Source organism: Tepidisphaeraceae bacterium (genome assembly GCA_035998445.1).
Taxonomy (GTDB): domain Bacteria; phylum Planctomycetota; class Phycisphaerae; order Tepidisphaerales; family Tepidisphaeraceae; genus DASYHQ01.
In genome coordinates, this window is sequence record DASYHQ010000039.1 from 30,224 (window position 1) to 52,732 (window position 22,509).

At 63.2% G+C, this 22,509-nt stretch carries 19 protein-coding genes; 6 read left to right on the forward strand and 13 right to left on the reverse strand.

Going from position 1 to position 22,509, the window contains the following annotated elements:
* Positions 1 to 22 precede the first annotated feature (22 nt).
* A complete protein-coding gene (gene der / locus VGN72_15445; GenBank protein ID HEV7300759.1) occupies positions 23 to 1,552 on the reverse strand; it encodes a ribosome biogenesis GTPase Der in 1,530 nt (509 codons plus the stop codon).
* A gap of 232 nt (positions 1,553 to 1,784) precedes the next feature.
* Between der and VGN72_15450 the strand changes: the two genes are divergently transcribed.
* A complete protein-coding gene (locus VGN72_15450; protein HEV7300760.1) occupies positions 1,785 to 2,225 on the forward strand; it encodes a CBS domain-containing protein in 441 nt (146 codons plus the stop codon).
* Between the two features lie 64 nt (positions 2,226 to 2,289).
* On the opposite strand, the gene VGN72_15455 is transcribed toward VGN72_15450, so the two are convergent.
* The 4 genes from VGN72_15455 to VGN72_15470 all read right to left on the reverse strand — a co-directional run bounded on the left by VGN72_15455 (position 2,290) and on the right by VGN72_15470 (position 7,159).
* On the reverse strand, positions 2,290 to 2,451 hold the full coding sequence (locus tag VGN72_15455; protein HEV7300761.1) for a hypothetical protein: 162 nt from the start codon (positions 2,449 to 2,451) through the stop codon (positions 2,290 to 2,292).
* 139 nt (positions 2,452 to 2,590) lie between these two features.
* Entirely contained in the window at positions 2,591 to 3,370 is a 780-nt protein-coding gene (locus VGN72_15460; protein HEV7300762.1) for a helix-turn-helix transcriptional regulator, read from the reverse strand.
* Between the two features lie 903 nt (positions 3,371 to 4,273).
* Positions 4,274 to 6,208 (reverse strand): molecular chaperone DnaK, encoded by a 1,935-nt coding sequence (gene dnaK, locus VGN72_15465; GenBank protein ID HEV7300763.1) that lies wholly within the window; start codon positions 6,206 to 6,208, stop codon positions 4,274 to 4,276.
* Positions 6,209 to 6,472: 264 nt separating this feature from the next.
* Entirely contained in the window at positions 6,473 to 7,159 is a 687-nt protein-coding gene (locus VGN72_15470) for a PEP-CTERM sorting domain-containing protein (GenBank protein ID HEV7300764.1), read from the reverse strand.
* 127 nt (positions 7,160 to 7,286) lie between these two features.
* On the opposite strand from VGN72_15470, the gene VGN72_15475 reads away from it, so the two are divergent.
* The 3 genes from VGN72_15475 (at position 7,287) to VGN72_15485 (ending at position 10,093) form a co-directional block, all read left to right on the forward strand.
* Entirely contained in the window at positions 7,287 to 8,192 is a 906-nt protein-coding gene (locus VGN72_15475; GenBank protein ID HEV7300765.1) for an AraC family transcriptional regulator, read from the forward strand.
* Positions 8,193 to 8,273: 81 nt separating this feature from the next.
* Positions 8,274 to 9,137, forward strand: coding sequence for an AraC family transcriptional regulator (locus tag VGN72_15480; GenBank protein HEV7300766.1), 864 nt, complete (start codon positions 8,274 to 8,276; stop codon positions 9,135 to 9,137).
* Positions 9,138 to 9,385: 248 nt separating this feature from the next.
* Positions 9,386 to 10,093, forward strand: a complete 708-nt coding sequence (locus tag VGN72_15485; GenBank protein HEV7300767.1) for a PEP-CTERM sorting domain-containing protein — start codon at positions 9,386 to 9,388, stop codon at positions 10,091 to 10,093.
* 127 nt (positions 10,094 to 10,220) lie between these two features.
* Here VGN72_15485 and VGN72_15490 read toward each other — a convergent pair whose 3' ends face one another.
* The 4 genes from VGN72_15490 to VGN72_15505 all read right to left on the reverse strand — a co-directional run bounded on the left by VGN72_15490 (position 10,221) and on the right by VGN72_15505 (position 14,273).
* The gene (locus tag VGN72_15490) at positions 10,221 to 10,733 is read right to left on the reverse strand and encodes a ferritin-like domain-containing protein (protein ID HEV7300768.1); all 513 of its coding nucleotides are present in this window, start codon (positions 10,731 to 10,733) and stop codon (positions 10,221 to 10,223) included.
* 398 nt (positions 10,734 to 11,131) lie between these two features.
* Positions 11,132 to 12,337: a carbonic anhydrase gene (locus VGN72_15495; GenBank protein ID HEV7300769.1), complete on the reverse strand. Its 1,206-nt coding sequence runs from the start codon at positions 12,335 to 12,337 to the stop codon at positions 11,132 to 11,134.
* A 105-nt stretch (positions 12,338 to 12,442) separates the two neighbouring features.
* Positions 12,443 to 13,363 (reverse strand): histone deacetylase, encoded by a 921-nt coding sequence (locus VGN72_15500; protein ID HEV7300770.1) that lies wholly within the window; start codon positions 13,361 to 13,363, stop codon positions 12,443 to 12,445.
* Between the two features lie 37 nt (positions 13,364 to 13,400).
* On the reverse strand, positions 13,401 to 14,273 hold the full coding sequence (locus tag VGN72_15505; GenBank protein HEV7300771.1) for a M28 family peptidase: 873 nt from the start codon (positions 14,271 to 14,273) through the stop codon (positions 13,401 to 13,403).
* Positions 14,274 to 14,416: 143 nt separating this feature from the next.
* Here VGN72_15505 and VGN72_15510 point away from each other — a divergent pair, with 143 nt between their 5' ends.
* Complete coding sequence (locus tag VGN72_15510; protein ID HEV7300772.1) at positions 14,417 to 15,529, forward strand: TPM domain-containing protein; 1,113 nt, start codon at positions 14,417 to 14,419, stop codon at positions 15,527 to 15,529.
* Between the two features lie 53 nt (positions 15,530 to 15,582).
* Complete coding sequence (locus VGN72_15515) at positions 15,583 to 15,849, forward strand: hypothetical protein (GenBank protein HEV7300773.1); 267 nt, start codon at positions 15,583 to 15,585, stop codon at positions 15,847 to 15,849.
* A gap of 88 nt (positions 15,850 to 15,937) precedes the next feature.
* Here VGN72_15515 and ahcY read toward each other — a convergent pair whose 3' ends face one another.
* From ahcY to VGN72_15535, 4 genes are all read right to left on the reverse strand, one after another.
* Entirely contained in the window at positions 15,938 to 17,425 is a 1,488-nt protein-coding gene (ahcY, locus tag VGN72_15520; GenBank protein ID HEV7300774.1) for an adenosylhomocysteinase, read from the reverse strand.
* Between the two features lie 187 nt (positions 17,426 to 17,612).
* Positions 17,613 to 17,810 (reverse strand): TraR/DksA C4-type zinc finger protein, encoded by a 198-nt coding sequence (locus tag VGN72_15525; protein HEV7300775.1) that lies wholly within the window; start codon positions 17,808 to 17,810, stop codon positions 17,613 to 17,615.
* Positions 17,811 to 17,866: 56 nt separating this feature from the next.
* Positions 17,867 to 18,820: a metalloregulator ArsR/SmtB family transcription factor gene (locus VGN72_15530; GenBank protein ID HEV7300776.1), complete on the reverse strand. Its 954-nt coding sequence runs from the start codon at positions 18,818 to 18,820 to the stop codon at positions 17,867 to 17,869.
* 671 nt (positions 18,821 to 19,491) lie between these two features.
* The gene (locus VGN72_15535; GenBank protein HEV7300777.1) at positions 19,492 to 22,428 is read right to left on the reverse strand and encodes a discoidin domain-containing protein; all 2,937 of its coding nucleotides are present in this window, start codon (positions 22,426 to 22,428) and stop codon (positions 19,492 to 19,494) included.
* Positions 22,429 to 22,509: the final 81 nt, after the last annotated feature.

Sequence of the window (22,509 nt, forward strand, 5' to 3'; positions counted from 1 at the left end):
AAGCCGGTTTGCCGCTAATCTCCTACCGCCCTGCCTTCGGCGGGCGGCGAGTGGGCTTGGGGGCGTTCTTCTTCGGGCGGGGCAGCTTGGTCCGTACATCGATCTTCTTCCCACCCGCTCGCCCGGGGGCGGAGGCGTCGGTGTCGGGCAGCTCTTCGACGCCTTCCGGTCGCCGGGCCTCGCGCCCGCGGAACAGGAGCTTGATCGGCACCTCGGCGTAGGGCAGCAGCTCGCGCATCCGGTTGATCATGAACCGCTGGTACGACTCAACGATGATCTCCGGGTTGTTCACGAAGACCACGATCGTCGGTGGCGCCACCTCGGGCTGCGTCACGTAGAAGATGCGCGCCCGCCTGCCGTTCTGGCTCGTGGGGCGGCGCTCTTCCATGATCGTCTTCATCACGCGGTTCAACTCGCCCGTACCGCAGCGGTAGGTGGCCTGCTTGAACAGGTTCTGCGCCAGGTCCAGCACCATCTGGACGTTCTTGCCGTCCTTGGCGGTGATGAACGACACCGGCGCGTAGTTCAGGTGCGGCAGCTCCTGGTCGAGGTAGTTGCCGTACTCCTGCATCAGCAGATCACTGCTGAAGGTGGCCCCCTTCTCGTGCGCCTGCTCGCGGGCGTCGGCCAGCACCTTGTCCCACTTGTTCACGACGATGATCACCGGCTTAAACTGGTCGGCGATGTACTTGGCCAGCTTCTTGTCCGGCTCGCTGATCGGCTCGGTGCCCTCGATCAGCATGAAGACCACGTCCGCCCGGCGGATCGAGCGTTCGGCACGGTGAAAGCTGTAAAACTGGATGTCGTCGGTCACCATGTGCCGCTTCTTGCGCACGCCGGCGGTGTCGATGACGGTCAGCGTCTTGCCGTCCTTCTCGAAGCGCACGTCGACGCTGTCGCGCGTGGTACCGGGCACCTCCGATACGATCACGCGGTCGCCGTGCCCCTCGTACAGTTCCGCGACGGCGTTCACGAGCGTGCTCTTGCCAGCGTTGCGCTTGCCGACGATCGCGATCATCAGTTCCGGCTCGGGCACGTGCGACGGCGCCTTGGTCAGATCGATGTTGTTGGCGATCGCGTCGATGATGAGATTGATGTTGCGCCCGTGCAGCGCGCTGACGCCGATCGGTGTACCCAAGCCCAATCGAGCGAAGTCAGCCAGGTTCGGATCTACCTTGGCGTTGTCGGCCTTGTTGGCGACCAAGACCGTCTTGATGTTCTTCCGCCGCAGCAGGTTGGCTACCTCTTGGTCGGCCCCGGTGAGACCTTCCTCGGCATCGACAATGAACATGCACAGCTCGGCCCGCGTCATTGCAAGCTCAATCTGGTGCTTGATGTGCTCGGTCAGTTCGTCGGGGTCAACGAAACCATATCCGCCGGTATCTACGAGGTTTACGTACTTCCCATGAACCTCCAGCGGCATTTCGATGCGGTCACGGGTCACGCCGGGCATGTCCTGGACGATGCTGATTCGGATCTTGGACAGCGCGTTGAGCAGTGAACTTTTGCCGACGTTGGGTCGGCCGACGATTGCAACCATGGGGAGACGCATTCGGACGATTGTAGTGCAGCGCAACCAAATAGATCAGTGGCCCGCGCGCAGAATTTTGTTTGCGTAACTTCTATTTCCATTTGCCCGGGTTCAAAACCGCTTCATACTTCCTGTTTACGGGGACCCGTTTCCTCTCATGCGCACCGGCCTTGCCACTTAACTGGCAAGGCTCCTCGGGCGCTTGCAGAACGCCAGTCCCCGTCACATTTCGCGAACAGAGAGGAGCCATCCCATGACACAGATTCAAGACGTTCTGGCGCGCAAGGGGTTTGAGGTTCACACGATCGGTTCGTGCGAGACGGTGCTGGCGGCCACGCAGATGATGAGCGACCGCAGGATCGGCGGCATGGTGGTAATGGATGACGGTCGAATCGTCGGCATGTTCACCGAGCGCGACGTCCTACGCCGGGTGGTCGCCGCAAGACGAGATCCGCAGTTTACCTACGTCGGTGAGGTGATGACCCGCGACGTGTTTCACGTGCCGCCGACGGCATCGTTGGAGCAGGTGAGTTCCGTGATGAAAGCCCACCGCGTGCGGCACGTGCCGGTGGTGAGCGATGAAGGCGATCTGATGGGCATCGTCTCCATGCGCGATCTAAGCAGCTACACCGCCGAGCCGCATCGGATCAGCGCGTACGCCTGGGGCGAATCACTCGTCGCGGCTAGCGCGTAGGATGGAAACGATCTGGTCCCTCTCCCGTGCGTACACGGGTGAGGGACCAGACGCAGGTTGCTTCTCACTTCGATTTCCCGCCCAGCTTCTCCTGAATCTTCCCGACGACGCCTTGGGCCTTGCCCTTGGCTTGCTGGCTCGAGTCGCCCTTGATGGCGCCGACCACGTCGTTCACTTTGCCTTTGACCTTTTTCGACTTACCGGCCGCTACGTCTTCTCGTCCCATTGGAGCTCCTTTGTAAAGGTGAAGGTAACAGAGCAATAGCAGTGCCAAACAAGACAATGCGCGACATGATTTGGGAACGGGATCCGTGCAAGGTGCACCGGTGAGCTGGCCGGGCGTGCGGGAGCGAAAGACGACGTTTCTACCGACCGACAAAGCGTGCCATCAGCTGTTCGCGGCCATGCACGCCGAGTTGCTGATAGATCGCCTGCACGTATTCGCGAATCGTGTGGACGCTGAGATCAAGCTCGCGCGCGATGGTCTTCGGGTTCTTGCCCGATAGCAACCGGTCCAACACCTGCTGCAGGCGTGGCGAGAGTTGAACGTCGCGCTGGGGATAGAGCGCCAAATGGCCGCGCTCGATCAGTCCGCGGATCTCCTGTATGGCCAGCCGAGCCAGTAACGGATCGCTCGGCCTCGATGGGCGATCGCCACGACTGCGGTGCAACGAGAAGCCGACAAGTCGGTCGCGGTTCAGCCCGGTGCGGAACGTGCAGATCATGCCGTCGCCGATCTCGATCGTCTGAATCAGGTCCATCGCATTGCTGAACTGGCGCTGCGCGCTCAGGTCGGGCAGCACCTGCCGTCGCGACCAGACCTGTAACGGCTCGTCGGACACGATGCAGGCGTTCGCGTACGGGTCCGCTTCCGGTGGATTGTGAACGGCGAAGTCGGCCTGATACTGCACCCACTTCGGATGCCCACCCGACGCCGCGATGTGCTGTTTCATCCGCAGCTGCCGCCCGGGCCGCGCATCATCGGCGACGAACAGCGCGCCCTGCGACGCCTGGAAGATCGCGCCCAGCCCGTCGATCAGGTGCTGCCACTGCGCCGTGGGGTCGTGCTTCAACGCGGCCACGTCGGCCAGGTGACGCATCACCTGCACCAACTCGTTCATATTGGGTTGCGTCCGTTTGCCCATGCTGAAGCACCACCCAGACTTACAACATAATGCTCCGCCCGGCCCCCCACAACCGCGTACCCCCTAATTTAGGGGATTGTTACGGAATAATTCGGTGTTACATTCGCTGTATACAACACTTGCAGACGCATCTTAACGGGTGAGCAGATACGTGTAGGAGAACATAAGAAAGGGCCTGTGGCAGGGGGTGGCCACAGGCCCTTTTTCGGTTTAATGAACCGCCCGTCCCCCCGCTTCACGCAGGTGATCAAGAACGAAATCGGCCATCATCACCGTGGCATGGGCGTCTCGCCCATGCAAGTGGATTGGAACGGGAACTTCGATTTTTTGGGTATAGTTCCGACCACGCAACGAAACAAATCGAGTCATCCGGCCTCATTGCGAGCATGGGCGAGACGCTCGGTAGTGGGTCCGTTTGAAGTGGCACGGGTTTCCAACCCGTGTTCTGGAGCGAAGACACGGGTTGAAAACCCGTGCCACGGGGGAAGGTGTCGAAACTGACCCACTACCGGAGCCGGTCCCACCCGTGCTAGGCACTGCCTGACGGATTGCGCGTGGACGAGAAGCATGTCATCCCGATGGGAGCCTAAAGGCTACAGGACAAAACCCCGCGCAGTGCCCAACCTGTCCCCCCGAGGGGAGCGGTAGCGATCCGAGAGATCTCCCATAGCCACGAACCGTCAGCCGGTCGAGATCCCTCAGGTCGCCTTAGGCGACCATCGGGATGACAACCGCTCGGAGGGGAACTCACTTTGACCCATCAGACAGTGCCGAATCTAACCGCTTTCACGATGACGAGGTCGCGACAAGCGTGTAGCCCAAAACGAAATGGCCTGCGACATCCCGTAGGAAGCGCAGGCCATTTCTGTTCATTTCAGACGATACCGTGAAGTCTCGGGACGACTACTTGTTGTCCTTCACTTCGAATTCAGCGTCGATGACGTCGTCGTCCTTCTTCGCATCGCCACCGGTCGTGCCGCGGTCGGCTTGGGCTTCGGGGGCGGCGTCCGGGGATGCGTCAGCACCGGCGGCGCCGACCTGGGACTTGTACATCTCCTCGGCCAGCTTGTGGCTGACCTTCTGGACGTTCTCCATCGACTTCTTAATCGCGTCGCCGTCGTCGCCCTTCAGGTTTTCGCGAAGGCCGGACAACGCCGACTCGATCTCGCCGCGCGTGCCGGCTTCGACCTTCTCGCCGTAGTCCTTCAACGCCTTCTCGGTCTGGTAGGCGAGCGATTCACCCTGGTTCTTCAGGTCGATCACCTCACGCCGCTTCTTGTCCTCGGCGGCGTGGACGTCGGCGTCGGCCTTCATCTTGTCGATCTCTTCCTTGCTCAGGCCACCGCTGTTCTGCACGGTGATCTTCGACTCCTTGCCGGTGCCGAGGTCCTTGGCCGAGACGTTGAGGATGCCGTTCACGTCGATGTTGAACGTCACCTCGATCTGCGGCAAACCGCGCGGCGCCGGTGGGATGTCGGCAAGGTTGAACGTGCCGAGCAGACGGTTGTCTTTCGCGAACTCGCGCTCGCCCTGCAGCACGTTGATCGTGACGGCCGTCTGGTTGTCGCTGGCCGTGCTGAAGGTTTCCTTCTTGCTCGTGGGGATCGTCGTGTTGCGTGCGATCAGCACGGTCATCACGCCGCCCAACGTTTCGACGCCCAGGCTGAGCGGCGTCGCGTCGAGCACCAGGATGTCCTTCACGTCACCCTTGGCGATGCCACCCTGAATGGCGGCACCGATGGCCACCACTTCGTCCGGGTTCACCGAGCGATTGGGCTCCTTGCCCGCGAAGAGGTCCTTGACCATCTTCTGCACCATCGGCACGCGGGTGCTGCCACCGACCAGCACGACCTCATCGATCGCAGTCGCGGCCAGGCCGGCGTCCTTCAGGGCGTCCAGCACCGGCTTGCGGCACTTGTCGACGAGCGGCTGAATCAGCTGCTCGAACTTGCTGCGCGTCAGCGTCAGCTGCAAATGCTTCGGTCCGCTCTGGTCGGCGGTGATGAACGGCAGGTTGATCGTGGTCTCCTGCGCGCCGCTCAGCTCGATCTTGGCCTTCTCGCTGGCTTCCTTCAGGCGCTGGAGCGCCATCGGGTCCTTGCGGAGGTCGATGCCTTCCTTCTTGCGGAACTCTTCTGCGATGTAGTTGATCAGGACTTCGTCGAAGTCGTCGCCACCCAAGTGGGTGTCGCCGTTGATCGACAGCACTTCGAAGACGCCGTCACCGACGTCCAAGATGCTCACGTCGAACGTGCCACCACCCAAGTCGAACACGAGGATCTTCTCGTTCTTCTTGCGGTCCAGCCCGTAGGCCAGCGCCGCAGCCGTCGGTTCGGGCAGTACGCGAAGGACGTTCAACCCGGCGATCTCACCGGCGTCCTTGGTCGCCTTGCGCTGCGCGTCGTTGAAGTACGCGGGCACGGTGATGACGGCTTCCGTCACCTTCTCACCGAGGTAGTCCTCAGCCGTCTTCTTCAGGTCGGCAAGGATGAAGCTGCTGATCTGCTCGGGGGTGTAGTCCTTGCCGCGCACGTTAACCTTCACGAGCTCTTCGCTGCCACCCGTGACGGTGTAGGGCACCATCTTCTCTTCCTGCGCCACCTCGCTGTGCCGGCGGCCCATGAAGCGCTTGATGCTGAAGATCGTGTTGGTCGGGTTGGTGACCTGCTGATGCTTGGCGGTCGTGCCGATCAGCCGATCTCCCTTTTCCGTGAACGCCACGACCGACGGCGTGATGCGGCTGCCCTGTGCGTTGATCAGCACCTTGGGCTGGTCACCTTCCATAACCGCCACGCAGCTGTTCGTCGTGCCTAAGTCGATACCAATGATTTTTGCCATATTATTCAAGCTCCTCTACTCCGCCCCGGCGCGAAGGACACCAGCGGACGGACCAAGACAATTACAAGCGGCGTGCCAAAAGGCCCCACCCCGGCATCTTTCCGAAACCCGGATTATCGCGTGACTTACGTCGCTTCAGGCGGGACCTGTTTTTCCCGTGAGAATGCCGTTCTGGCAGATGCGAGTGAAATGGATGCCAAAAGCAAAGCCCACGGATCGTGATCCGTGGGCTTGGGCAGAATTTCCAGTGACTCCATCGCGCCGTTAGCGTCGTCGGGCGAGCAGCGCAAGGCCGCCGATCATCGCGATACCGAGGCTGGCCGGTTCGGGCACTGCGGCAACGGTACCGTTCAAGACGACATTGTCGACGCGGAAGGCGTCGCTGCTCTCCGTGCTGCTGACGGTCTCATAGAAGTAGATGCGGAACTCGGTGGCGGTCGTCAGGCCCTGAAACGCCGCTGCCGTCAACTGGACATCACGCTGGACGCTGGCGTTCGCTATTCCTGCCGACTGGCTGAACGAAGCGATATCGCTGGCGAACGCATCGACGCTGCTACGCACGAAGAAGCCCACGTCGGTGCCAGTACCGCTATTAAACCGCGTTAGCGATTCGAACGTCAGGTTCGTGAGGTCCATCCGGTAGTCGACGGTGGGCGTGACGGTAAAGCCGAAATAATCGTTATTGGTAATCGCGGCGTTGGCATCCTGCGAGGTGATGCTGGCGTAGGTCTGGATGGCGCTGTTCGATCCCGATGAGATCGTTCCGCCTCCCGCAGTAACGAAACTCCCAGCGACGGAGTTCGGCTCCGTGTCGCGACTGGCCGCTCGCGGAGATGGCGTCGCGTTGAAGTCGTAAGACGCAATGACTGCCGCCGACGCCTCTGTCCCTGGGATCGTCAAACCCACGGCCGCCACTACGATCGCCGACAATGCCTTCAAATTCTGGAGCATTTCGAATCCTCAGTTAGTTAAGTTGGATGCCTCTGTTGTCCGGATTCAAACGTACATCGCCGCCAGCCATGGTTTGAGCAAATTGCGTTGCCCAACGGGGCGCATCGCTTATACTTTTTTCCAACCTATGACGAAAAAAGGCCTTTCCAACTCCGATGTTCAGCGGGCCGAGGCCTATCGGGCGAGCCTTATCGGTGCCGAGGGCTTGGGGTGCCGCTTGTTATGGGCGTACGTTGGCCCCGTACCTGCGCAGTATCTCGAAGCCCCTTACCAACCGGTTGCGACGAAGGCGTGGTTTATCCAGCGCGGTAGCGTGCGATTGCGCCAGTACGCTGGCGACACGCACGCTCGAGCCGGGCAGTGGTTCTTCCCCGGTGATGAATGCGGCTGGCAGTCGTTCTCGTCCGATGCCCGGATCGTCTCGATTCACTACGTGGTGGCATGGGCCGACGGCACCCCGCTCTGCGCGCACGACCGCCCCCTCGCGTTCGATGCCGCCGACCACCCCGTGCTTGCCAGGCGTGCGAAGGCCCTCGTCACCGCCTCCGTGGGCATCGCCGACGTGCCCCGGCTCGACCGAAAGCCCTTCGCCCCCGCCCCGGCCGATCACTTCCGGTTGCAGCAGCATTTGCATGGGTGGTTGGCCGAATACAGTCAGACGATGGAGCGGTTGGGATACGCGCCACAGATGCGTCCCAAGCAAGAGTCGACGATCGCCGACGTGCTGGACTGGGTCGACGCTCATCCGTTAAACAAACCCCTCCGCGAGCGCGACGTCGCAGCGCGCTTCGACATGACGGTGGCCCGATTGAACCGCCTCTTCGTCCAGGCCGTCCGAGCGACCCCCAGCAAGCGCTTCGACGCCCGGCGGCGCGAGTACGCGGTGACCGCGATCGAATACGGGCAGGAGCAGATGAAATCGATCGCGCTAAAGCTCGGTTTCAGTTCGCCGCCGCACTTCACGCGTTGGTTCCGCAGGCAGACGGGAAAGTCGCCGACCGACTATCGCATCGAGCGGGAACGTGCGGGATGATGAACGCGCTCATCCCGCCTCCCTGCAGGCGGGGCGATTGACGGCCGGATACGATGTGGTTGCTTTCTTGTATTATTTGATATGGAATCGCCCAAGCCACTACCGTATCCCAGCCGAGCGTTTCTGCTGAAGAATGGCGCGAACAGCCCGATCGGGCGCGTGGCCTGGGCCGGCTTCGACGACGACGCGACCGGGCAGTTGAATCGGCAGATGCGGCCGTACGGGGCGTACGCGCTGGTCTACGTATTGTTGGGGACGGGCGAGTACGTTGACGCCCGCGACCGCCGCGTGATGCTGAAGCCCGGCAGCCTGATTCTCACGTTTCCCGACGTCGCCCGACGTTATGGCAACCGCCAGACGCTGACCGGATGGCGCGAGTTCTACATCGTCTTCGACGGGCCCATCTTCGACCTCTGGCGCCAGCGTGGAATGCTGGACGACACCAATCCCGTCCGCCAACTGGAGCCGATCAACTACTGGGTTCGACGGCTGAAGCAGGTCGCGTTGCAGAAAGGCGAGGGCCAGCGCCAGGTGCTGGATCGGGTGTGCGCGCTGCAGACACTGCTCTCCGAGATCCACGACTACGACCGGCAGCAGTCGCTTGGCAAAGATGACCGTGCCTGGCTTGCCCGTGCGTACGAATTGCTGGACCGGATCGACCTGAAGGAGCGTCCGGACTATTCGCCTCTTCTGGAGGCGCTGGACCTCTCGTACGCCGGCTTTCGCAGCCGCTTTACCCGTCTTTCCGGGCAGTCGCCGGGGCGATACCTCGCCGACGTGCAGATCCGGGCGGCGTGCGACTTATTGGAAAAGACGCCACGGAAACTGCGCCAAGTGGCGCGCGAGTGCGGCTTCACCGACGAATTTCACCTTAGCCGCCGGTTCAAGCAGCTCGTCGGCCTCACGCCGCGCGATTTCCGCAAGCGCGCCCATCGAAACGACTAACGCCGCGACTGCGTAGCAAATCGTACAAGCCATTAGCAACGGTTGCATTTTTTGCGCCGGAACTCGTGACATACTCCAGTTCGAAGCCCATCGCCTGATTGGGGATCGGTCTACCGGTTTTCCGGAGGACTGAGCACTCACGGGGCCGACGGGCCGCTCCGGTTGATCCCGCGCATCTGATGCACGAAAGGGATCAAACGGGAACGCATCCCTTGCATTTTCTGCTTCATTTCTCTTTGGAGGGTCTGATGTCGCTGAAGTTCGCTCTCGCTCTGGGTCTGTCGAGCCTCGCCTTTGCCACCGTCACCAACGCCGCGGTTCTGGAGAACAATCCGTGGCCGTCGTGGACTGGGACTCAGCCCGGCACCGATGCAAACGGGAACGCCTGGACGGTATACGTGGCCAGCAACGGCGACGCAGATCAGTCGCTGAACTCGCCGGCGTCATGGTCGACACCGATGATCTGGAACGGCACCCGCAACGGATACCGCAACCCCGCCGATGAATGGAACACTCCTGAGGGCTTCAACGCCAACCGCACCTACGGCGCGGGTAGCGACAAGGGGCCCGGCTTCCTGATTAACACTGACCAGGCAGGAACCTATTCGTTCACTGGCAGCTTCGTCAGCAATGGCGGCGACCCGGTCACGCTGCAGTTCAGCCTGTACACGCCCTCCACAGGGACCGTGACCCCGCTTGGCAACGTGACATACAACTGGAGCAGTTCGGCTCAAACGGTGTCGCTCGCCAGCACCTCCGGCATCCAGAACTTCGATGTGGCCGACGATCAGCTGATCGCGGTGAACGTCGCGGCACCCAGCAGTGGCGGCTGGGTCGGTGGCGACCTGACCGGCATCACGCTTGAGCTCAACGCGCTGGCCAGCGTCCCCGAACCAAGTTCACTGGGACTGGTCGGACTCGGCGCGCTCGGCGCGCTTCGTCGCAAGCGCGCCTAACGGCTCCCGCTTCGAAAATTCGTAAATCAGACGGCGTGGCCACCTTCCATAGGTGGCCACGCCGCTTCTTTTCACGAACCGGTCAAGCAGCTCGGTGCTGCTGCTGACCGGCTACGTCGCGCGTCCCTTACGCCCGCATCGCCGCTTCGGCATTAATGTGCGACTCGGCGAGCTTCGTCAGCTTCTTATCCGTGTTGCCTTCCTCGTCCAGCGTCTTCTGGAAAATCGTGGCGGCGTCGTTCAGGCCGGCTTGACGGGCGAGCGTACGCAGGGTGCCGTAGGCGGCAATCTCGTAGTGTTCGACGCGCTGGGCGCTGGCGATGAGCGCTGCGTCCTTCACCTTCGGGTCGCCGCTGGCGTTGATCGTCTCGCTGCCTTCCTTGATCAGGCCCTTCATCGCCGGACAGGTCGTGCGCTTCGGTTCCTTGCCGAGTAGCTGGAACACCTGCTCAAGCCGCTTGGCCTGCTCGCGCGTTTCCATCAGGTGCGTGTTGAACGCGTTCTTCAGGTCCGACGAGCTGGCGGCGTCGGCCATCTTCGGCAGGGCTTCCATGATCTGATGCTCGGCGTCATACACGTCCTCGAGCTGGTGGGTCATTAGATCGTCGAAATTGTTAAGGCTTTCGCTAAACAGGCCCATTGTGGCCTCCTTGTCTCTATGCGGGAATGAACTGGCCGCTGAAGCGAACAATCGAATAACGCTCCGGCGCGTTCGTCTTCGTATCAACGCGTCCCCATGCACGGCCCGATGCCGTGACGTGGCGTTGACGCGAGAGCCTCTCGCAAGGTCGGTGCCGTGGTCTCGCAATCCCGGAAGATGTGAAACAAAAGAAATGCCCAAGCGAGTACTGCAGGTACGTTCGATCGGATCGGCACGATGCGGAACGACCGAAGCTGCCCAAGTTATAACGTTGGAGCCGTGGCGGCCGAGAGACGGGTCCCACACCTTGTCGTCCTCGTCGCACAAACTGTCGTTGGAATGCAACCGAGCACGGCCGTGAAGCACGCGAAATGATATGCGTCAGGAATTGTTTGCAGTTAAGCGGTCGCTGGTGCCCGGCGGCCATGCAGCAGGTAGATCAACCCGTACGAGACCGCCCCACCGGTTGCCAGGCAGGCGCCCAGGATCCAGAGGTTGTCCTTGCTGCCGGCGGTCACCGCGCCGTCGCCAGCTGCGGTCGGCGCGTGCGGATCGACCGCCGTGGCGTGCGCGGCATTATGGGCCTGTGGAGCCGCGTGCGAAACAGGATGCGACTTGGCCTGGGCCGCATGTGGTTGGGGGGCAGGATGAGCAGTGGGCTTCACGCTTGGATACGCGGGCGCGGCCATCGGCTTCACGTCCGACATCGCGCCATTCGCGGGTGCGATCGCGGTCGGCACTGGCGGGGCATCCAGCCAATCGACCTGTCCGGTGTGAATGTCGTACACCCCGCCGATGATCTTCAGCTTGCCCGACTTCACGTACTCGGCCAGAAGTGGGCTGCGTTCGGTCAGTTCCACCGTCGCCCGGCGGACGTTGGCGCGAATAGCGCGGGCCACCAATGGCCCACCGGTTAGCACCGGCGTCGCCCGGCGCGCCTCTTCGGCGGCGGGGACGATGTTGTCCACGAGCTTGGCAATGCTCGGCGTGACGTGCGCGCCGTCGACGACGGCTGTCACCGCGCCGCACTTGCTGTGACCGATGACCACGACCGCGGTGATGCCCAGGTGCTCGACGCCGTACTCCAGCGTGCCGGTCTCGTCTTCATCGGCCACGTTGCCCGCCACGCGCACGACGAACAGGTCGCCGATGCCCGCGTCGAACACAAGCTCGACCGGCACCCGGCTATCGGCGCACGACAGCACGGCCGCGTACGGATGCTGCCCACCGACGAACGTTTCGCACAACCGCGCCGCAGACTGGTTCGGCCGCGATGGCGTGCCACTGGCGAACCGTGCGTTGCCCGCAGCAAGCATGCCCAAGGCTTCGTCGGCAGGTATCGACCTATGTTCCGAATGAGCCGCCGGCGCCACAGGCGAAACCGTGACTGTCGATGAGTGATGAGCCGTAGCAGGCGCGGCGTGATCGTCAGACGCGGGATGCGCGTGCGCCGCATCCACAGCCACGGCGGGCACCGCGGGCGCATGTGTCGCGGGCGCATGCCCATGGTCATCCGCGGCGATCGCCGTCCGTCCGATAAACGGCGAAAGAACCGCCACCATCGTGAGCGTAGCGATCAGGCGTGCGCGGTTTGACTGGTGCATGTCGATTCTCTCTCGCCACGATCGGCGCATCGGCCGTGCCGGCCCTCCATTCGGTATCGACATATCCACCGCCCCACTTTCGCAACATCTGGCCAGCCGCCTCCCCTACGCGTCGCCCCGCTCTTTCCGCAGCCGCTCCGCCGCCACCGCGATCGTCTGCACGTGCAGTTCCCCGGTCATGCCGGGCGACTTGTTGTATCCCCCGCCGTAGACGACGACGGTCGGAATCGACCAATCGCGGCACAGGTTGATCGCAAACGCATCGCGCTGCGCCATGTCGGCGGTGCTGAGGCGCATCTGACCGAAGCGGTCGTCAACGTGCACGTCCACACCGGCGTTGTAGAAGACGAGGTCGGGCTCGAACCGCTCGACGGCCGCCGGCAGCGTGGTGTGTAGGTTGCTGAAGTACTCGTCGGCGGACGCGAAACGCGTCAGGCCCACATCGAGGCTGCCGGGCACCTTTTCGCTCGGGTAATTCTTGGCGACGTGGACGCTGTAGGTGAAGGTGAAGGGGTCGCTGGCGAAGATCGCGTTGGTCCCGTTGCCCTGATGCGCGTCGAGGTCGATCACCATCGCGTGCAGCAACGGCTCATCCTGGCGCAACGCGCGAATGGCAACGGCGACATCGTTGAACACGCAGAACCCCTCGCCACGATCGGCAAAGGCATGGTGCGTGCCGCCGGCGAGATTGGCGGCGATTCCATCCACCAGCGCCGCCCGCGCCGCCGCCAGCGTGCCGGCGGTGGCAGCGTGACTGCGATCGCTCAACCGCTGCGACCAAGGCAGTCCCAATCGCCGCTGCGTGACCTCGTTGTACCGCCCACAGCGGATCGACTGCACGTACGCCGGCGTGTGCACGCGCAGCAAGTCGGCATCGCCGATGCGCCCGGGGTCGATCACGTTCCCGATCCCCCGCTCGCGCACTGCCGCGGACGATTGCGCAAACTTCTCCATCGGGAACACGTGCCCCGGTGGCAGTGGCGCCACGTACGCGTCGGAAGAATAGCAGCGAAGCAGCGGCGTCATGCGGACGAATGATAGGCGTGGCCGACGTGCTTCTGCATCACGTGCACAGCCGTGCGATCGTCCGCTGAAGTTGACGGCAGAGGCGGGCCATCTGATCGATGTCCAGCGTGGCAAGACGATCGGTGGCCTGGTGGTAGTTCGGGTTGCGCAGGTGCGCGGTGTCCGTCACCATTAGCGCCGGAAAGCCCTGCTCCCAGTATCCGCGATGATCGGAAAGCGCGATGTCCGGAACCCATCGCACCGGAAGCGCCGCCGGCAGGTAGCGGAACCACCCACTGGTGGCGAACCGGGCGAGAAACCGCAGGCCGAACCAAGCCGACGGCGTGTTCGCGACGATCGCCACGAACCGCCCGCCGAGCAGCCGGTTCGCCAGGCGTAGGATCCAAATCGCGTCGCCACGGCTTTGCGGCTTCGCTGGGAAGTAGCCGAGCGATTCGAGACAGACCATGCCCATCAGGCGTTCGCCGGACCGCCTAAGCATCGCGGCGTGAAACTGGCTGCCCATCTCGCCGAGGTTGAAGTGCGGCGGCTCCTCGCAGTCAAAGAAGACGATTCGCACCGTGCGCTTCACCTTCCGCCGTGCCAGATCGCGCGCAATTTCGAGCAAGATCGCCACCGCCGACGCGTTGTCGTCGGCGCCGGGCGTACCGTGGGCCGAGTCGTAATGGGCGCCGACGATTAGCGTCCCCTTCGCCGGCCGACTGCCGGGCAGATGAACCTCGAGGTTCAGGGCGGTCCGCCGGCTGGTTTCGAACGGTTGATCGACGACGACGTGCCCCATCGCCGTCAGTTCGCGGCGCAGGTAGGCGCGCGTTGCGTCCAGCGCAATAGGATGGGACGTGTTACGCTCTCCGATTAGTTCCGCTAACATGTCCACATGCCCGCGGAGCTTGGGTAACAAGTCTTCCATTACCCGCCCAACCTACCATCGGGGACGATCGGTGCGTCAGGCCGATTCCAGATCATTCGGCACCGGCATTTCTGGTCCGGCGATTGCGACATGAACGCTTGTCGACGTAGAGGCCGGATCGTCTTGAGAATAAGGTAGCCACTATGAGTACGCGTGCCATCCGCCGATCCGACCGCTGGTCGATGCTGCCATTGACCCTGGTCGTAGCGATCGTCCTGTCGTTGGCTTCCACCACCAGCGCGGCCGACCCTCGCGTCCGCGATAGTGGACGGTTCTTCTCGCCGGCCACGGTTGAGGCGGTGGAACGGCAACTGGAGGATTTACACCGACAGACTGGCCGTCAGGTGATCGTTGAAACGTACGAACGGCCCCCGATGGCGATCGGTTCGTCCGTCGACATGCAGAACACCGACGCCCGGGCGGCCGTGTTCGGTGAGTTTGCCGCCGATCGCGCAAAGCAAATCGGGGCCGACGTCTATGTGTTGGTGAACCGAACGCCATCGCACTTGCGCGTTTTCGAGTTGAACGAGTTGAAGCAAGCGGGACTGCCCCAGGCCCAGCGCGAGCGCGTAGTGCAGACGATGCTGGTAGCGTTCAAGGACAAACAGTTCGACCAAGGGCTGACCAGCGGCGTCGCGATGCTGACTGGATCATTAGCGGCCGGGCCACCCGCCGGGGCCGCCACCCCCAATGCAGCGAACGAAGGTGGCGCTCGTGGCCCTGCAGCGGCTGCGCCATCGGCTTCGCGCGATTTCGAACCCAAGGGCTCATCGAGCGGCGCCAGCCCGGAGGGCGAGACCGGCAACGGCAGCGGCGGGCTGGGCATCTTCGGCTGGATCTTGTTGATCGGTGGAGTGTTCATCGCGTTCCGCCTGATCCGCTCGCTCTTCGGCAACCGCCAGCAGAACACGCCCTATGGCCAATCAGAGCCGATGAACCCACAGCAAGGCCCCGGTGGCATGTACGGCGAACAAGGTGGCCCCTACGGTCAACAACCGGGTGGGTTCGGGGGCGGTGGTGGCTTCGGACGCGGCATGATGGGCGGCGTGCTCGGTGGTGTGCTCGGCTCGATGATCGGCAGCCGCATCGGGCACGGCCAGACCCCCACGCAAGATCCGAACGCCTCCGCCGGTGGCGCCGACGCTGACCCCGAAATCAACCGCAACTCCGGATACTCCGGCAGTGGTGGCGACTTCGACAGCGGCGGCGGCGGTGGTGACTTCGGTGGTGGCGATTCGGGCGGTGGGGACTTCTAATCGATCCACTGATTTTCATTACGCCAGCAGGAACCAACCAACCGGAGACCATCATGCCAACCGATGAACAAGCCCAGCGCAGTGAAGTCCACGAAGCCACCGGCGACGCCTCCAGTAGCCCGGTTGCCCAGGAACGGGGCGCGACATCCACCCCCGGCTCCGCCCCGCAGCAGTACGCCGTCACCGACGACGTAAAGGTCATCCCCGAACCGCCGGTCGACACAGAGGTGATTCGCGACGACACCGCCGACGGCGGGCCGCTCGTCATCGAATCGAATGACCCCGACCTTAAGCGCCGATCCAAGCCCGGCAACGATTAGTGGTCGTGATCGCGACACGAAAACAGCCCCGCTGGCCGTTCGGCCAGCGGGGCTGCATTGTTATCGCGTTAACCGACCAGACAGCGGCTTAGTAGCGGTAGTGCTCCGCCTTGAACGGCCCGTCCTGCGGAACGCCGATGTAGTCGGCCTGTTCCTTGCTGAGCTTGGTCAGCTTCACGCCGAGCTTGTCCAGGTGCAGCCGCGCGACCTTCTCGTCGAGCTTCTTCGGAAGCACGTAAACCTTCTTCTCGTACTGCTTGTTGTTCGTCGCCAGTTCGATCTGGGCGATCGTCTGGTTGGTGAACGAGGCGCTCATGACGAAGCTCGGGTGGCCGGTGGCGCAACCGAGGTTCAGCAGGCGACCTTCAGCCAGGATGAGAATGCTGTGGCCGTCGGCGAACGTCCACATGTCGTACTGGGGCTTGATGTTGGTCTTCTTGATGCCCTTGACCTTCTTCAGGCCGGCCATGTCGATCTCGTTGTCGAAGTGACCGATGTTGCCGACGATCGCCTTGTCCTTCATCTTCGCCATGTGGTCGGCGGTGATGATGTTGTAGTTGCCGGTCGTCGTGACGAAGATGTCGGCGTAGCTCAGCGTGTCTTCCAGCGGCAGCACCTGATAGCCTTCCATCGCGGCCTGCAGGGCGCAGATCGGGTCGATTTCCGTCACGATCACGCGGGCGCCCTGGCCCTTGAGGCTCTGACAGCAGCCCTTGCCCACGTCACCGTAGCCGCACACGACCGCGACCTTGCCGCTGATCATGACGTCGGTCGCGCGAAACAGGCCGTCGACCAGCGAGTGACGGCAGCCATAAAGGTTGTCGAACTTGCTCTTGGTGACGCTGTCGTTGACGTTGATGGCGGGGAACAGCAGCTTGCCGGCCTTCTGCATCTCGTACAAACGCATGACGCCGGTCGTCGTCTCTTCCGAAACGCCCTGCACGTCGCGGGCGACGGCGGTCCAGCGGGTCGGGGTCTCCTTCACGGTCTTGGCAAGCAGCTCGAGGATGACCTTGTACTCTTCGTTCTCGGTCGTCTCAGCGCCGGGAACCTTGCCGGCCGCCTCGAACTCGACGCCCTTGTGGATCAGTAGCGTCACGTCGCCACCGTCGTCGACGATCTGCTGCGGGCCCTTGCCGTTGCCGAAGTCGAGCGCGCGCTCGGTGCACCACCAGTACTCTTCCAGGCTCTCACCCTTCCACGCGAACACCGGCACACCCTTGGGATTTTCCACGGTGCCCTCGGGCCCGACGACAATCGCGGCGGCGGCGTGGTCCTGCGTGCTGAAGATGTTGCACGAGCACCAGCGGACGTCGGCGCCCAGGGCCGTCAGCGTCTCGATCAACACGCCGGTCTGGATCGTCATGTGCAGCGAGCCCACGATGCGCAGCCCCTTCAGCGGCTTGCTGGCGCCGAACTCCTCACGGCAGGCGATCAAGCCGGGCATCTCCTGCTCGGCGAGCATCAGCTCCTTGCGCCCCCAGTCGGCCAGCGACAGGTCGGCAACCTTGAATTCCAATGCATCCTTCGCGCCCGAGGTACGAGCGGCGGCCGGTGGGGTGAGGGTCTGGGTCATAAGGTCAGGTCTTTCAGTTGACTAAAATCAGCAGCAATGCCGGACGAACTCCATCCGACCATCCGGATATATTAGTAGACTATTTCCAGCTAAGGTCAAGCATTTTCAAACAATTTGTGCCGCTGCAGGGGGTGGTTAATTGCTGCCGCCACGGATGCAGTTGTTCGAGACGTCCGTCAGGAACCATCTAATCCGTCGGTGCGAAGCCGTTGCGGTTGATCGGGCTGGCCTGGCTGAGCTCGACCTGGCTCAGGTCAAGCTTGCGCGGGTGCTTCTTAGCGCATTCGATGCACGTCGTAACGCCCGGCAGCGCCTCCAGCCGCGCGGCCGCGATCGGCTGGCCGCACAAGGCGCAGGCCTTTGACTTGGTTGTCGTACGCTTCATCCCGGTATTACGAGTCAGCCGGCCAAGGGGTTTGCCGCGTTCGGTGATCACCCGGATTAATCTCGTCGTCCCGTAGCCAGGAACAGCGCCGGCCCCTTTGCCGATTCTTCAGGCGGCAAGGGCGTGATCTTCAGGTGTCGCAGTTGCCCGGCCGCCATCATGGCCTCGAGGTCCTTTGCGTCGATCCCCAGCGACACCTGCCCCAGTTGCCGGCGGAAGTCGTCGCGGTCGTGGGGAAGCAAATCGACGATGATCAACCGTCCGCCGGGCCGCAGAATGCGGGCGGCCTCGGTGACGGCGCCGGTGGCGTCAGGGACGTACGTCAACGCGAGGATCAGCAGCGCGGCGTCGATGCTGGCATCGTCCACCGGCAGGCTCGTCAGGTCGCCGCGGCGAAGGTCGACGTTCGGCAGGTCGGCGGTGCGCTTCTTGGCGGCCTTCAGCATCGCCGGGGAGTTGTCGACGCCGATTACCTGCTTCACGTGTGGCGCGAGCATCGCCACCAGTGGCGCGGTGCCACAGCCAAGGTCGGCGACCGTCAACTCTGGCGACAGCATCGCAAGCATGGCGGCGGTGGTGAAGCTCTCGCCGTACAGTTCGCCGCGCAATTTGTCCCACTGCGACGCGGCGCCGGCGAAGAAGGCCTGGGCATCCCCCTGCCGTTGGCTCAAGCGCCGGGCGAGGCGCAGTTCGTCCTGTTTGATCGTCGCCCAGTCTTCCGTCTGTTCGCGCGCCAGCAGCCACAGTTTGCGGGCCGCCGGTTCAAGTTCGTCGACGATCGTGCGGTACAGGTGCGTGGTCCCCTGCCGCCGGCTGCGCGTCCACTGCCCGTCGGTCAGCACCTTTAAGTGCCGGCTGACGGTGCTCTGCGGCATCTGCAGCACGTCGCAGATCTCGGCGACGCCCAACTCGTGGCGTTCCAACAATCGCAATAGACGCAGACGCGTATCGTCGGCGAGGCACTCCAGCTGTAGCAGGAACTGGTCGGGTTGGGCGGAGGGCTTAATCATCGCTTCATCCGAGTTTTCGGATGAATAGATGATGGAGTCAAGGAAATTGCGTCTCGCGCCAGCGGCGAACCGGCCACCCCGTCACGATAACTGCCTGCTCGATATCATTGAGAAGCGCCTCCCCCGGCGTACCGGGAGAGGGGCCAGAGCAAGCGCGCGATCGCACAGACCACCTTCTGAGGTATCCCGAAGGATCCCTTCGTCTGCCGTAGCACGGGCGGCCCGCCCGTGGAGCCGCGGTACCCCGCGGCGTCGGACGGTACGCCGTCCGAGCTAAAGCGCGCAAGCGATCTGCTCTGAAAAAATCGGTCCGCGTGCCACGGGTGGTACTCCACCCGTGCTTGCAATCTGACAGAAACAGGCGGACTACCACCCGCGGCACCCGGAGATTTCCCTTCTCTCCGCCTAACCTGCTGTCCCTTCGCTGGCGCGATGGCTTATTGGGACGGTGTACAGTCCGACGCGTCGGAGGACCGACGCCATGGGCGAGCCGCCCATGCTAGGGGCAGACGTCGTCGACCCGGTCCTCAATCACCCACTCCGGATGACAGGGTTCTGCGACCTAAAGCCACGTTCCCAAAAAGCAAAACCGCAAGCGGCAACGCTTGCGGTTTTGCGGGATCGATTATGCCTCGCGCCTTAAGCGATTCAAGGTCGCGGCCCGTGGTACATCACCTATACAAGTTCAACTCCGAAACGCTCCACCAGTAGCCCGCGCTGGACGTGCAGACGATGCGCACGTAGCGGGCGGTGACGTTCGAGGCGAGGTTGATGTCGACCACGGCCCCGGTGCCCTTTCCGGTGGCGACCGCGGTTTGGGTGGACCAGTCGGTACCGTTGTTCGACACGTATACGGCGTAGCCGCGCAGGTAGTCGTTCGTCGAACTGCCGGAATCGAGCTTGATTCGCCGGAACGATTGCGCGCCGCCCATGTCGATCTGGAACCACCCGTTGAGCGGGTTCCGGCCGGTGCTCCAGCGGGTGCTTTGGCCATCGATCGCGCGGGCGGCGCCCTCGTTCGAGGCGTTCGAACTGGCGGTGGCCGTCCAACCGGTGCGGCTGAGCAGCGTGGTGGTCGGTGAAGCAGGCGAGGACGTCACGTAGCTGGTGGCTCCGATCGACACGTTCGTGAACGTGCCCGTCGCCAGCGCCGCGGTGTTTCGGCTGGTGACGGCAAGGCCGGCGCGATAGGTGGCGTTGGTGAACGTGACGTTCACCGGCGTCCCCACCTGAATCCACTGGCTGCTCGTCGGGGTGCCGCTCACGGTGGCATAGTAGCCGGTGTAGGTGGTGCCGCTGCGCACCAGCTTCACCCAGGTGGGCGCGGCGACGCCGGCGACACTGACACCGTTGGTCCACTGGCCGGTCGCCAGGCGATGCTGGAAGCGCACGCCACTGCCGGGCATTACCACCACCGCCGCGTTGGCCGAGCCGACATGGGTCGAATCGCGGAACATCACGCCGGCCTTGGCCGACGAATGGGTGTTGGTCAGCGAGGTGACGCGAGCAACGATCGATTGGTCGCCACTGACACCGGTGGAGGCGAAGTGGAACGCGTCGGTGCCACCGCCGATGTCGGCCCCGGCGCCGTTCACGGTGAACGTGCCACTGGTGTAGGTGCTGGAGCCGGCGACACCGACCGCACCGATGCTGGCGTTCGTCCACCCGGCCGGCAGCGCCGTGGAGGGTGGCGCGCTGGCAACGCCGGGTACGGTCGAGAGGTTGATCTCGGTGATCGACCACCAATCGCTGTAGTTGGCGGCCGGCATCAGGCGCAGGTAGCGGGTGTTGACGGGACTGTTGAGCGTGATCGTCACGTTGCGCCCACTGATCGCGGTCGTGCTGCCCGCGCTGGTCCAGGTGGTGCCGTCGCTGGAGATGTAGGCGACGTAGCCGCCGATCTGCTTGTCGCTGGCGGCGTCGTGGAGGATGTGGGCACGCTGGAATGCCATGGAGCTGCCCAGGTCCATGTTGAACCACATCGCCGACGTCGCCGACTGGCCGGTGAGCCAGGCGCTGGTGAAGTTACCGTCGATCGCGCGGGACGTGGTCGAGTACGCCGTGTGGCTGGCGGTTGCGGTCCACCCGGTGCGGTCGAGGATCGCCGGCGTCGCGCTCACGTTGTCGAACGTCGCCGTTGCCAGCGACGTGTTCACGTGCGACGTGACGGCCAGGCCCGCCTGGATCTGCGTGGGCATTGCGATCGTCTGCCCGGCGGCCACCGGTGACCAGGTGGTGCCATTGGTGCTGTAGAAGCCGCTGAAGACGTTGCCGTTGCGCGTCAGGCGCAGATAGGTAGCGCCACTGGGGATCGCCAGCGTCGACTGCTGCACCGCCGCCCCGGCGGTCGTGCGATACTGGAAGGCGACCTGATTGTTGGGCATTTCCACCAGGCTGGCGAAGGGCGCATTGGCGGCCCAGCTTTGCCGCATCATGACGCCGGCCTTGGCGGATGAATCACCACCGGTGAGGCCCGTCAGGCGCGCGGTCATCGTGCCGTCACCGATGAGGATCTTCGACGCGTAGCGGAACTTGTCGCTCGTGCCGCCGATATCGGTGCCGCTGCCGGCGATCGTGTATACGCCCGAGCTGTACGACCCGCTGCCCGCGGCGCCGGGCGAACCGATGTCGGTCTGGTTGAAGCCGTCGTTCAGGTTGTGGATCGAGACCGGCATCGTGTTCGGGTTCACCGAATACCCCGAGCCGGGCGCGACGACCGGCTTGGCGGGGTCGCTCGAGTAGACGCGGACGTAGTCGACGTCGTACGTGTTGTTGAAGTTCGTGTTTGCGTTGACGACGTTGTTGTTCCACCCGCCGATCGCCAGGTTCACGAGCATGTACATCGGCTCGTTGGAGTGGTTGACGCCCGTCTTGGTCTTCACGCCGTCGACGTACCAGCTGATGGTGCTGGCGTTCCACTCGAACCCGTAGGTGTGGTAGTCGGTGGTGGTGTCGATGATCGTCTCGTAGACGAACTCGTCCTTGGCGCTGTAGTTGTTCCAGTGCTGGGTCTGATAGGCGGCATCGGGATTGTTGCCGAGGCCTTCCAGGATGTCGTACTCAGCGTTGTTGTTGCCCAGCGGCATCAGCCAGAACGCGGGGAAGAAGCCCGAGCCCAGCGGAAGCTTGGCGCGCATCTCGAAGTAGCCGTACTTCTGACTGAAGCCGACGCCACCGGGGTTGGTGCCGTACTGGTTGCGCTTGGCCGTGGTGATCTCGCCGGAAACCCACGACCGGCCGTCGGCATCGAAGCCGGCGGGCGTGGGCTGAGCCTTGATGCTCAGCGAACCGTTGGCGATCGAGAACGGGTTGTACGACTCGGTGAGCGGGTTGGAATAGTACTGCTTGTCGATGCCGACGTAGTGGTTATTCCAATAATCCAGCGCCGACCATGGCCGGGTGTCGGTCGCGCTCTGCGCAAGCTCGAGCGGCGAGCTGAATTCCTCGCTGAAGGTGAGGTGATATGCGGTAAGCAGCGTCCGCGCCTCCATCGATTCAACGACTGCCCGTTGGACCGCGGGGTGGCGGCGCTTGGGAGCCTTGGGGCTCTTGGGATTGTCGAAACGATCAGACAGAACGCGGGCGAGGGAACCGAGCGACCGATACATAGCGATCCTCCGTGCGCGAGATGAAGCGAATGAAATGATGGGAGACGATCGAGGGGACCAACGTGCGGCATCGCACGTCAC